Below are 13,617 nucleotides of genomic sequence, written 5' to 3'. Positions count from 1 at the left end.
CGCCCCATGACAGCCGTCCGTGTGCCCGTGGGTATCGACCGATCGTCGCCGGTCCCGCTTTATCACCAGCTCGCCGAGCAGCTCACGGCATCGATCGCCGACGGTCGCCTCCAGCCCGGGGACCCGTTCGAGAACGAGATGGCGCTGGCCGAGCGTCTGCAGCTCTCTCGACCGACTGTGCGACGGGCCATCCAGGAGCTGGTCGACCAGGGACTGCTGGTCAGGCGGCGCGGCCTCGGCACCACCGTCGCGAACCGCAAGGTGCACCGAAAGTTCGAGCTCAGCAGCCTCTTCGACGACCTCGAGCGCGACGGTCGCAAGCCCACGACCCAGGTCCTCGTGCACGAGGTCGTCGAGGACGACCACGCCGCGCTCGCGCTCGACCTGCCCGTCGACACCCCGCTGCTGCACCTCGAGCGGGTCCGCTGCGCGGAGGACACCCCCTTGGCGCTGATGCACAACTGGCTACCACCGGCCACCAGTGACATGACCCTGGAAGAGCTGAAGGCCAAGGGGCTCTATGCCGCGCTGCGTGACCGCGGGGTGCGTCCGGTCGTCGCGCAGCAGACCATCGGAGCGCGGATGCCAACCCCCAAGGAGCGTCGCGCTCTGGGCATGAAGGCCGGCCAACCGGTGCTGACGATGACCCGGATGGCCTTCGACGCCGCGGGGAACGCCGTGGAGTACGGCAGCCACTGCTACCGAGCGGCCGACTACTCGATCAACCTGATGGTCGACGAGCGCTAGCTGATGTTGAGCGCGGCGCTGCCGGCAAGCCGGGTCCCACCTTCACTCCAAGCGCCACCACTGCGGTGGGGAGTGATGGGGACCGGTTGGATCGCCGAGCGGTTCGTCACGGCCTTGCGCTCCCACACCCAGCAGGTCCCGTACGCGGTCGGCGCTCGCACACCCGGAAGGGCAGCGGAGTTCGCGGCCCGGCACGGTATGGAGTCGGCGTACAGCTCCTACTCGGAGCTGCTCGGCGACCCGTCGGTCGACGTCGTGTACGTCGCCACACCGCACAACCATCATCTCGAAGCAGCGCTGAGTGCGATCGCTGCCGGCAAGCACCTCGTCGTCGAGAAGCCCCTCGGCGTCAACGCCGACGAGGCACGGCGCATCGCTACGGCGGCAAGCGAAGCAGGTGTCTACTGCGTCGAGGCGCTCTGGACGCTGTTCCTGCCCAAGTTCGACGTCCTGCGGCAGCTGATCGACGACGGCGCCATCGGGGAACCCTCGGCGGTCATGGCGGACCTCGGCGAGTGGTTCGCCGACAGCCACCGGATCCGGCGCGCGGAGCTGGCCGGCGGAGTCATGCTCGACCTCGGCACGTATCCGGTGACCCTGGCGACCTGGGTCCTGGGCGAACCCGCGGACGTCGTCGCGCTGGCCACTCGGGCCGATGAGGTCGACGCCCAGTTCGGCGCGGTGCTGCGCACCAGCACCGGCGCCGTCGCCTCGCTGTTCTCCTCGATCGACTCCCTGACGCCCACCACCGCCGTCATCGCGGGCACCGACGGCGAGCTCGTCCTGGACGGGCCGTTCTACATGCCCGGCCGCTTCACTGCGCGGGATCGGCGCGGCACCGAGCTGGTCTGGGACGAGCCGGCGGTCGCCCACGAAGGGCTGCACTACGAGGCGGCCGCCGTCGCCCGGGATATCGCGCAGGGTCGCACCGAGTCGCCGATCCGCCCCCTGACGGCGAGTATCCGGACGCTCCGCACGATGGACCGGATCACCCTGGCCGGTGATCCGCGATCCGAGCCCTGACCCCTCGGTCAGTATCTATCGTCCGTCCGTCATCCTCGTCCTTCGTGATCTTGGATGAGGCTGTCCCACAACGCGATGCCACCAACCGAGGAATAAGCCGGGTAGCCGCTGGCACTGGACGCGGGTCGAGCGGACTGAGAGCCTGAGAGTCGCGGAACGAACACTGTTGTTCAGATCCGGGGGCGGAGGTCTTGACTGGGTGCGACCGCTGCCTCGGTGGCGTCGCCTGCTGGCGGCCCTACTCGTCGTCGCGCTGAGCTTTGCGCTCGGCGCGATCGCGGCGGTCCAGGCGGCTGCAGCAGTAGAGGCTCCGCTGTCGCTCGTCTTCAACCAACAGGTGTACGGCGACGCGCTCATGGGCGGCAACGCCGTCCTGGTCTGCCCGGCCGGCAACACGGACTGCACTAGCGCGACGAACCGCCAGGGGACCCAGAGTTCCGGGATCAACAACAACTTCTACATGACGCAGACCGGCGCCAACGCGGCCAATGGCTGGTTCAACTCCTCAAGCATCAACCCGACCATCCCGGCCGGCGCCTCGATCGCCTACGCGCGGCTGCTGTGGGCCGGCGACACCGGGCTGTTTCGGACCGGCACCAACACCACAGTCAACTCGCGGTGCGACTCCAACAACTCTCCCGCGGCGGTCCAGCCGCCTGGCGCAGCGGACACCGCACCGGTCCAGTTGACCGTCGGGAACAAGGCGACGGTCTCCGTCACGGCGAGCCGGTTCACCACCGACAAGATCGCCAACGTCGCGGTCAACCAGCCCCAGTACTACTCGGCGGCCGCCAACGTCACGCCGTTGTTCGCCGGGGTGCCCACCGGATCGCCCCTTACCATCACGGCGGCGAACGTCTGGACGCCGGCAGGGTTCGGCTGCATGGGCGGCTGGTCGCTCGTCCTGGTGTACGCCTACCCCCAGGCCGACCCGACGCACGCCCCCACCAAGCGCGAGGTGTTCGTCTACGACGGCCACGTCCGGCAGAACTCCAGCGACCCGGCCACGACGACGACGGTCTCGGGCTTCCGGGTCAGCGGGCAGGCCAACGTCGGCGTCGTCGCGTACGAGGGGGACTGGGGTCTCACCGGCGACCAGTTCTCCATCAACGGCACCGCGCAGACCGATCCGGGCCTGCCGAACCCGTCGAGCAGCAATTTCTTCACCTCGTACGCGCAGTTCAGGACTCCTAGCCAGGCACCGAACAACTTCTCGGTCGATTCGAAGCAGTTCGCCGTCTCCCCAACGGTGATCAAACCGGGTGACACGTCGGCCAGCCTGAGCTTCAGCACGTCCGGCGACTCCTACCTCGCCCAAGAGCTGGTCATGTCGGTGCCCATCCCGACGTTGCAGATCACCAAGACGGCATCGCCGACGACCGTGCACCCCGGGGACACCGTCACCTACACGATCACCGTCACCAACCCGACCGTAGGCAGCACTGCCACCAACGTGGTGGTGAACGATCCGCTGACCCCTGCTTGCAACCGGAACATCGGGAGCCTGACCGGCTCGATGACGTACCAGTGCACCGGCACGGCTGGGTCGAGCAGCTTCACGAACGTCGCGAACGTGACCGGGACGGACGCCCAGAGCGACGCGCTGTCCGGGACGGCGCAGGCCCCGGTCACGGTGCTCAACCCGTCCATCACGATCACCAAGACCACGGACCAGCCCGGCTACCGGGTCGGCGCGACGGTGACGTACACGATCACGGTCAACAACACCGGCAACGCGAACCTGACCAGCGTCGCCGTGACCGATGGGACCACCGCGTCCTGCGCGAGGACGATCGGCAACCTGGCCGCCGGGGCGACGACGAGCTACACCTGCACCGCGATCGCACCCGTGACGGGCAACAGCAACACCGCGACGGTCAGCGGCAGCGACTCACTGAATCGCACCGTGAACGCGTCGGCGACGGTGCCGGTGCCAGTGATCCGGCCGGCGCTGACCCTGGTCAAGTCAGCCGCACCCACGACGGCGACCGCCGCCGGCCAGATCATCACCTACTCGTTCAGGGTCACCAACTCCGGCGACTCGACGGTCAGCTCGATCTCGATCGCCGACACCCTGACCGCCCCCGCGGGCCCTGTGCCCGCGATCACCTGTCCGGTGACCTCGCTCGCCGCTGCGGCGTCGACGACGTGCACCGGGACCTATCCGGTCACCCAGGCGGACGTCGACAACGGCGCCATCCTGGACAGCGCCGTCGCGAACGGCGTGGACATCGCCGGTGGCGCGGTGGCGTCGAGCCCGTCCGCGGCGACCGTCACGGTGACCCGCTCGCCGGCGTTGTCCGTGAGCAAGACGGCTTCGCCCGCAAACGTGAGCACCGCGGGTCAGTCGATCGCGTACTCCTTCGTCGTCACCAACACCGGCAACGTCACCGTCCACGGGATCTCGATCGCCGACGTCCTCGCCGCACCGGCCGGGCCCGTCCCGACCATCAGCTGCCCGGCGACCACGCTGTCGCCAGGCGCCGCGACGACATGCACAGCCACCTACTCGACCACCCAGAACGACATCGACCACGGGTCGGTGACCAACACCGCCACCGCCTCCGGGTTCAGCCCGACCAACGCCCCGGTCACCTCGGGGTCCTCAACGGCCAGCGTGAGCGCCGCGTCCGGCGCGTCGCTCGCCCTCGTCAAGACCGCTTCACCGACGGTCGTCACGGCCGCTGGACAGCCGGTCGCCTACTCCTTCAAGGTCACCAACACCGGCAACCTGACCGTCACCGGACTCTCGATCGCGGACACCTTCACCGCCCCCAGCGGCCCCGCGCCGAACGTCACGTGCCCGGTCACGCAGCTCGCACCCAACGCGACCACGACCTGCACCGCCTCATACAGCGCCACCCAGGCCGACATCGACAACGGCACGATCCTGAACGCCGCGATCGCGCACGCGACCGACGCGCAGGGTCACCCCGTCGCCTCCGCGCAGTCGAACGCGTCGGTGTCGGTCACCGCCACGCCGAGGCTGGACCTGACCAAGACGGCGTCACGCGGAACGGTCACCGCCGCCGGCCAGCAGGTGACCTACACGTTCGTGGTGACGAACAGGGGCAACGTCACGATCCGCAACGTGGCGATCGCCGACACCTTCACCTCGCCCGCCGGTCCGACACCGGTAGTCAGCTGCCCCGCAACGACCCTCGTCCCCGGGACGTTCACCAGCTGCACCGCCACCTACACCGCGACCCAGGCCGACATCGACAACGGCACGATCAGAAACTCGGCCGTGGCCCAGGGCAGCGACCCGAGCGGCAGCCCGGTCAGCTCGCCGGCGGCGACGGCGACCGTGACCGCACCGGCGACGGCCACGCTGAGCCTGGTCAAGACCGCGACACCGACCACGGTGACCGCCCTGGGCCAGCAGGTCAGCTACCAGTTCCTGGCGACCAACACCGGCAACGTCACCCTGTCCAGCGTCGGCATCACCGACTCGCTCGCCGCGCCGGCGACACCGCCCCTCGTGATCTCCTGCCCGCCCGCCGCCCTCGCCCCGAGTGCGAGCACGCGGTGCACCGCCACGTACACGGTGGGGCAGGCCGACATCGACAACGGCTCGATCAACAACACGGCCACCGCGAGGGCCGTGAGCCCAACTGGGGCGACCGTCACCTCCAACTCCTCGACGGCAGCGGTGACGGTGGACGTCACCTCGGCGCTGACCCTGCATAAGGCGGCCTCGCCGACGTCCATCAGCGGCGCCGGGCAGAACGTCAGCTATACCTTCACGGTCACAAACTCGGGCCAGACGACGATCTCGACCGTCGGGATCGACGACCCGATGTTCACCGGCGCCAACGCGCCGGCCTGCGCGGTCACCACCCTCGCGCCGGGGGCGACTGCGGTCTGCACGGCGTCGTACACCAGCACCCAGGCGGACATGGACCGCGGCTCCATCCGCAACACCGCAACTGCCGGCGGCACGACGCCGCAGGGCGGCAGGGTCACCTCGGCCCAGGCGTCGGCCACGGTGACGGCGTCCACCACCCCAGGGCTGCTGCTGACCAAGTCGGCCAGCCCGGCGTCCTTCGCCAGCCAGGGCAGCACGATCACCTACACGTTCACGGTCGTCAACACGGGCAACGTGACTGTGGCCGCCCTCACGATCAACGACACGCTCGCGGCCCCCGCCGGCCCGCAGCTCGACCCGATCGTCTGCGGCGCAACCAATCTCGCGCCCGCCGCATCGACGACCTGCACCGCCACCTACCTCACTCGCGCCGCGGACGTCGACAACGGCTCGATCAGCAACGCGGCCACCGCGGCGGGCAGCGACCCCGGCGGCAACCCGGTCACGTCCAACCAGTCGACAGCCACGGTCAGTGCGATCACCAACGCCGCGCTGTCGCTGACCAAGACCGCCTCGCCGACGACGATCACCCACGCCGGCCAAACCGTCACCTTCACGTTCGCGGTGACGAACTCCGGCAACCAGACGGTCACCACGATCGCCATCACCGACATCAACCGCGCCCCGGCCGGGCCGTTGTCCGGCCCAGTGACTTGCGCGGCGACCTCGTTGGCTGCCGGCGCCTCGACGACCTGCACCGCTACCTACATCGCCTCCCAGGCCGACCAGGACCACGGTTCCATCGCTGACACCGCGGTCGCCAGCGGTCTCGACCCGGGCGGCAACCCGGTGTCCTCCAACGCCTCCACCGCCATCGTCACCGTGATCCAGTCACCGGCCCTGTCGGTGGTCAAGACCGCTGCGCCGACCACGGTCAACGGCGCGGGACAGCGAGTCACCTACAGCTTCGTGGTGACCAACCGGGGCAACGTGACGATCACCGGCGTCTCGATCGCCGACTCGTTCAGCGGGCCAGCAGGCCCGCCGGCGACACCGGTCTGCCCCAACACCACCCTTCCCCCGGGCGGGAGCCTGACCTGCACCGCCTCGTACACCGCGACGCAGGCGGACGTGGACAACGGCCGCATCGAGAACACCGCGACCGCCAGCGGCACCGACCCGAACGGCGGATCCGTCACCGCACCGCCGGACACGGCGACGGTGACCATCACGCAGTCACCGGCGATGAGCCTGACCAAGACGGCCGAACCGGCGACAGTGAGCACAGCCGGGGAGGTGGTCGACTACACCTTCACCGTGCGCAACACCGGGAACCTGACGCTGGCGCCGATCAGCGTCGACGACACGCTGGCTCCGCCCGCGGTGCCTGCACTGTCGGTCACCTGTCCCAAGGCCACGTTGCCGCCGGGTGCAAGCACTGCCTGCACGGCCAGCCACACCGTCACCCAGGCAGACCTGGACAACGGGTCGGTCAGCAACAGCGCCATCGCCCGGTCCAGTGACCCGTCCGGCGACCCGGTGAGCTCGAACCCGTCGACCGCGACCGTAGGGGTCGCCCGGCAGGCCTCCCTGACCTTGGTGAAGTCGGCCACGCCGGGCACAATCACCACGGCCGGGCAAACGGTCACCTACGCCTTCCTGGTGACCAACACGGGAAACCTGACGGTGACCGGCATCGTGATCCGGGACACGCTCGCGGCGCCGGCGTCCCCGCAGCTGGCGCCGATCTCGTGCCCGGTCACGACGCTGGCTCCGAACGCGAGCACGACGTGCAGTGCGACCTACACCAGTCTGCAGGCCGACGTCGACCACGGATCCATCGACAACTCGGCCACCGCGGCGGGGCAGGACCCGAGCGGGAGCCCAGTCGTCTCGGCACCGTCCACGGCGAGCGTCGACGTCTCGGCCAGCCCCTCGCTCGTCCTGAGCAAGACGGTGACCCCGACGACGTACGACACCCTGGGCCAGTCGTTGACCTATACCTTCACGGTCACCAACGACGGGAACGTGACCGTTGGCGCACTCGCCGTCGCGGACCCGATGTTCACGGGCGCCGACGCCGCGACCTGCGCGGTGACCACCCTCGCGCCTACTGCCCAGACCACCTGCACGGCCCGGCACACCGTGACCCAGGCGGACCTGGACGCCGGATCGGTCCAGAACACGGCAACCGCACGGGGCACCGAGCCGGCCGGCGGCACGATCACCTCGCCGCCGTCCAGCGCGACGGCCTCGGCGAACCTGACGCCGACGCTGAGCCTGGTCAAGACGGCGACCCCGACCACCATCAGCGCCGCCGGCGTGTCGATCGCGTACACGTTCCGCGTCACGAACACCGGCAACGTCACCATCGACGGCCTGTCGATCGCCGACGCCTTCACCAACCCCGCGGCGCCGACCGGACGCTTGATCAGCTGCGCTGCAACGACTCTGGCGCCGGGCGCGGCAACCAACTGCACCACGTCGTACACCGCAACCCAGGCCGACATCGACAACGGCTCGATCACTAACACGGCGACCGCGAGCGGCACCGACCCGGCCGGCAACCCAGTCAGCTCACAGCCGTCCACCGCGGCAGTCGCCGTCACCGTCGCCGCCGGGCTCATCGTGGTCAAGAGCGCCACCCCCGCGACGATCACCGCTGCGGGACAGGCGATCAGCTACACGTTCTCGGTGACGAACACGGGCAATGTCACGATGTCGCTGCTGTCGATCAACGACACCCTGGCCGCGCCGGCCGCACCCCCGCTGACCGTCAGCTGCCCGCAGCGGACCATCGCCCCGCACGCGAACGTGACCTGCACCGCGCCATACACGGCGACCCAGGCCGACATCGACAACGGGTCGATCGCCAACACCGCAACCGCCAGCGCCCAGACGCCGACCGGAACGACGATCGTCTCGCCACCATCGAGCAACTCCGTTGCCGTGGACCAGGATTCGGCCCTCACCCTGACCAAGACCGCCTCGCGCAGCACAGTCACCGCGCCGGGCCAGGTCATCGATTACACATTCACCGTCACGAACAGCGGCAACGTCTCGATCGACTCGATCGCCGTCGCGGACCCGATGTTCACCGACGCGAACGCGCCTGTGTGCGCAGCCCTTTCGCTGGCGCCGCAGGCGTCCACGACGTGCACCGCGACGCACACCACGACCCAGGCCGACATCGACAGCGGGGCGATCCGGAACACCGCGGTCGCCGACGGCCGCGACGCCCAAGGCACCGCAGTCGCCTCCGACCCGGCGACCGCGATCGTGACGGCCAGCCAGAACCCGACGTTGCAGCTGGTGAAGTCCGCGCTGTCGCAGGCACTCACCACCGTGGGGCAGTCGGTCACCTACTCCTTCAGGGTCACCAACACCGGCAACGTCACGGTCACCGACCTCACGATCGACGACGCGCTCGTGGCACCCGCTGTCTGCCCGGTGACCGTGCTGGCCCCAGTCGAGACGACGACCTGCCTGGCCACGTACACGTCCACCCAGGCCGACTTCGACAACGGCACCATCACGAACACCGCGACAGCTAAGGCCGTTGGTCCGCAGGGCGCGGTGGAGTCCAACCCGTCCAGCGCGATCGTCACCGCGGACGCGAACCTGGAGCTGCTGCTGCAGAAGCGGGCCACGCCGACCCAGATCGCCAGCGCCGGCCAGCAGGTGTTCTACCGCTTCACGGTCACCAATGCCGGCAACGTCACGATCCACGCACTGCTCGTGGACGACGTCCTGGTCGCGCCGGCCGGTCCCGCCCTCACGCCGGACTGCGCTGTGACGACGCTCGCCTCGGGAGAGAGCACGACCTGCTCGGCCACCTACGTCGCGACCCAGGCCGACGTGGACAACGGCATCATCAACAACAGCGCGACCGTGACCGGCCTCGACCCGGGCAACACCGCCGTCACCTCTAACCTCGCTGCGGCAGCGGTGGTCGTCAACCAGACCGCGTCCCTGTCGCTGGCGAAGTCGGCCGACCCGACGACGGTGGACGGCGCCGGGCAGCCGATCACCTACACCTTCACCGTCGTGAACACCGGCAACGTCACCGTCGACTCCCTCGCGATCGCCGACCCGCCGCTCCGTGGCGCCAACGCCCCGAACTGCGCCCCGACGAGCATCGCGCCGGGAGCGACCTCGACCTGCACCGCCACCTACAGCACGACCCAGGCCGACATCGACAACGGGACCATCCGCAACACCGCGGTCGCCGAGGGGCTCGACCCGGCAGGTGGTCCGGTCAGCTCGCCGCAGGCCAGTGCCACCGTCGACGTCGTCCAGAGCGGTGGGCTGGAGCTGGTCAAGAGCGCGTCCTCCGGCGGCCCGGTCGCCGGAGCGGGGGCGAGCATCGCCTACGAGTTCGCCCTGACCAACACCGGCAACGTGAGCCTGACCAGCCTGTCGATCGCCGACAGCCTGGCCGCACCGGCCGGCCCCGCGCTCACCGTCACCTGTCCCACCGACGCCCTCGCGCCCGGCAGCACGGCGAGCTGCACGGCCAGCTACACCGTGACCCAGGCCGACGTGGACAACGGGTCGATCGACAACCAGGCCACCGCCGCCGGCGTCACCCCGAGCAGCGACAGCGTCGAGTCGAACCCGTCCACGGCCTCCGTGCCGATCGCGCAGGCGCCGGCGCTGACCCTGGTCAAGTCGGTCACCCCGCAGACCGCCCACGACGCCGGCGACCGGGTGAGCTACACGTTCGCCGTGACGAACAGCGGTGACACCACCATCACCGACCTGGTCATCGACGACACCCCCTCGGCACCGGCCGGTCCGCTGACCCCGATCACCTGCCCGGCCATCACGCTCGCGCCCGGTGAGGGTACCGAGTGCACCGCCAGCTACGTCCTGACCCAGGCCGACGTGGATCACGGCACGGTCGACAACTCGGCGTCGGCGGCCGGCGCGGCACCGGGCGGCGGCACGGTCACCTCGAACACCTCGACGGCGACGGTCACCGTCACGGCAGCGGCCGCGCTGTCGCTGACCAAGTCCGCGACGCCGACGACGGTGTCGCAGGCCGGCGCAACGGTCAGCTACGGCTTCATCGTGACCAACACCGGAAACGTCACCGTGGACGCCGTCGCCATCGACGACACGTTCGAGGCACCCGCCGGCCCACCACTGGCGTCGATCGACTGCGGGAGTGCGACTCTCGCGCCGAACGACTCGACCAGCTGCACCGCGACCTACACGGTCACCCAGGCGGACGTCGACCACGGCCAGGTGCGCAACAGCGCGCACGCCACGGCCCTGGATCCGGCCGGCGATCCGGTGCTGTCCGCCGACGACACGGCCACGGTCACCATCCCTGCCGACCCCGCCCTGACCCTGGTCAAGGCGGCCACCCGGGACAGCGTGTCCGCGGTCGGCGACGTGATCGACTACGAGTTCCTGGTCACCAACATCGGCAACGACACCATCGGCCAGCTGGCGATCGACGACCTGCTCGCGGCCCCCGCTGCCCCAGCGCTGACCCCCAGCTGCCCGGTCTCGAGCCTCGCACCGAGTGCGTCGACCACCTGTACGGCGAGCTACACCGTGACCCAGGCCGATCTGGACAGCGGCGCGATCGACAACACCGCGACCGTCACCGGCGTCGACCCACACGCGGATCCGGTCACCTCCAACGAGTCGAGCGCCGCGGTGAGTGCCACCCAGTCACCTGCCCTGACGCTGACCAAGACGGCGACGCCGGCAACGGTGACCCAGGCCGGCCAAAACGTGGCCTACCAGTTCCTGGCGACCAACACCGGCAACGTCACGGTCACCGGGCTGACGATCCTGGACACGTTGACCCCACCCGCCGGGCCGGCCCTGACGATCGACTGCCCGGCAACGACCCTCGCGCCCAGCACGTCCACGACCTGCACCGCCGACTACGTCGTGATCCAGGCCGATATCGACCACGGCAGCATCGACAACTCCGCCGTGGCCGAGGCCGTCGGCCCAGCGGGTCAGCAGGTCTCGTCCGATCCGTCCGCGGCCGTCGTGGACGTCACCCCGGCGTCTGCCCTCACACTGACGAAGTCGGCCTCGCCGACGACGGTCGCGCGCGCCGGGCTCGACGTGACGTACACGTTCCGGCTCACCAACACGGGCAACGTCACGCTGTCCGGGGTCTCCGTCACCGACACGTTCACCGCGCCGGCCGGGCCCGAGCCCACGATCGTGTGCCCGGACGCCCCGCTGGCCCCGGGCGATACGACCAGCTGCACCTCGACCTACCCGGTGACCCAAGCCGACGTCGACCACGGCAGCATCGACAACAGCGCGGTGGCCAGCGCCGTCGACCCGACCGGAGCCGGCATCGTCTCGCCGGCGTCGACGGCCCACGTCGCAGCACCTGCCTCGCCGTCGCTCGCGCTGGTCAAGTCGTCGCCGAACACCTTGGTCTCCACCGCCGGTGAGTCGGTGACGTACGAGTTCCTGGTCACCAACACCGGCAACGTGACGATGCAAGACGTCGTCATCACGGACACCTTCGAGTCACCGGCCGGACCCGCGCTGACGCCGGTCTGCCCAACCACGCCGCTCCCGCCGGCGGCCTCGATGACGTGCACGGCCGACTACGTCGTCACCCAGGCCGACATCGACCACGGCATGATTACCAACACCGCGACGGCCGATGCCACGGACCCGAACGGCACAGGGGCGACGGCCGACCCGTCGACCGCGGTGATCCCGGTGTTCGCCGGGCCACCCGCGATCACCCTGGTCAAGCAGGCCGTCGTCGACGACACCAATGACAACGCCGTGCTCGACGTCGGCGACCAGGTGACCTGGACGTTCCTGGTCACCAACACCGGCCAGCTCACCCTCGACATCTCCGTGCAGGACAGCCTCGCCGGCCCGGTCACCTGTCCGGTCACGACGCTGGCGCCGAACGGCTCGACCACCTGCAGCGCCGACCGACCGCACGTGCTCGACCAGGCGGACTTCGACGCCGGGTTCGTGACCAACACCGCCACCGCGACCGGAACGGCCACTGGCGGCAACCCGGTGATCTCAGCGCCCTCCAGCGCCACCGTCCCCCTACCGGACAGCCCTGGCCTGGAGCTCGTCAAGCAGGCGCAGGTGACCGACACCAACGGGGACGGCGTGGCCGGCGTCGGCGACAGCCTGCGGTGGATCTTCCAGGCCACCAACACCGGCAACACGACTCTGACCGACATCGCCGTGCACGACGAGCTCGCCGGTCCGGTCAGCTGCCCGACGACGACGGTGGCGCCCGGCCGCACGGTCACCTGTTCCTCGGCGCCGCAGACGATCACGGCAGCGCAGGCCGCAGCGGGCAGCATCGTCAACACCGCCTCGGCGACGGGCACGAGCGTCCGGGGCGGCTCGACCGTGACCTCGGCGACAGCGAGCGCTGAGGTGTTCCTCGAAGCCGGCGGGGGCTCCGGCGGAGCGGTCTCGGAGCCGGGTTCCGGGCTCCCGTTCACCGGGGTGCAGGCGCTTCGGGAGTCGGTCGCCCTCGGCCTGGGCGCGGTCCTGCTCGGGGTCCTTCTGATCCTCGCCAGCACCCACGGCCCTCGGCGAAGGGATGAGGCATGATCGGAGCTGTGAGGAGTGGCGTGCTCTCGAAGTCTGCCGTTGTCCTGGTGGCCGTGACGGTGACGGCCACGGCGGCCGGCTGCACGTCGTCCGGCTCGAAACCGAGCCCCAGTGCGGCCTCCTCGGGCAGCAAGACGTCCGCGACCCACCTCCCCACTCAGAAGCCGCTGCCTGCACCGTCGAAGATCCGCAACGACGTGGAGCTGCGCCGCACGACCGAGATCACCAGCTGCACGTCGAAGTCGGGCGGCTGGCAGGCCAGCGGGAAGTCCGTCAACCCGAGCAAGAAGGACGTCCACCTCACCGTGACGGTGTTCTTCACGACGACCGCGGCAACGGTGCTGGACTACGCCACGACGAAGGTCAAGGTGCCCGCCGGCGGGGACGCCAAGTGGACAGCTGCCGCCAGCTTCGCCGCGGAGCCGAACATGCGCTGCGTGCTACGCGGCGTCGGCTGA

Annotated in this window: 4 protein-coding genes; all 4 read left to right on the top strand. The window is 69.9% G+C overall.

The window, feature by feature from the left end; translation table 11 throughout:
• The first annotated feature begins 6 nt into the window (after positions 1–6).
• The 4 genes from ACPPVT_RS02065 (at position 7) to ACPPVT_RS02050 (ending at position 13,617) form a co-directional block, all read left to right on the top strand.
• Positions 7–747 (top strand): GntR family transcriptional regulator, encoded by a 741-nt coding sequence (locus ACPPVT_RS02065; RefSeq protein WP_426564992.1) that lies wholly within the window; start codon positions 7–9, stop codon positions 745–747.
• A gap of 75 nt (positions 748–822) precedes the next feature.
• Positions 823–1,770, top strand: a complete 948-nt coding sequence (locus tag ACPPVT_RS02060) for a Gfo/Idh/MocA family protein (protein WP_426564990.1) — start codon at positions 823–825, stop codon at positions 1,768–1,770.
• A 199-nt stretch (positions 1,771–1,969) separates the two neighbouring features.
• A complete protein-coding gene (locus ACPPVT_RS02055; RefSeq protein WP_426564988.1) occupies positions 1,970–13,159 on the top strand; it encodes a DUF7507 domain-containing protein in 11,190 nt (3,729 codons plus the stop codon).
• 20 nt (positions 13,160–13,179) lie between these two features.
• Entirely contained in the window at positions 13,180–13,617 is a 438-nt protein-coding gene (locus ACPPVT_RS02050) for a hypothetical protein (RefSeq protein ID WP_426564986.1), read from the top strand.

The sequence above is a fragment of the Angustibacter sp. McL0619 genome, from assembly GCF_049994355.1.
GTDB lineage: Bacteria > Actinomycetota > Actinomycetes > Actinomycetales > Angustibacteraceae > Angustibacter.
Note: the sequence above shows the minus strand (reverse complement) of the source record. Positions and strands in the feature narration are given on the sequence as shown.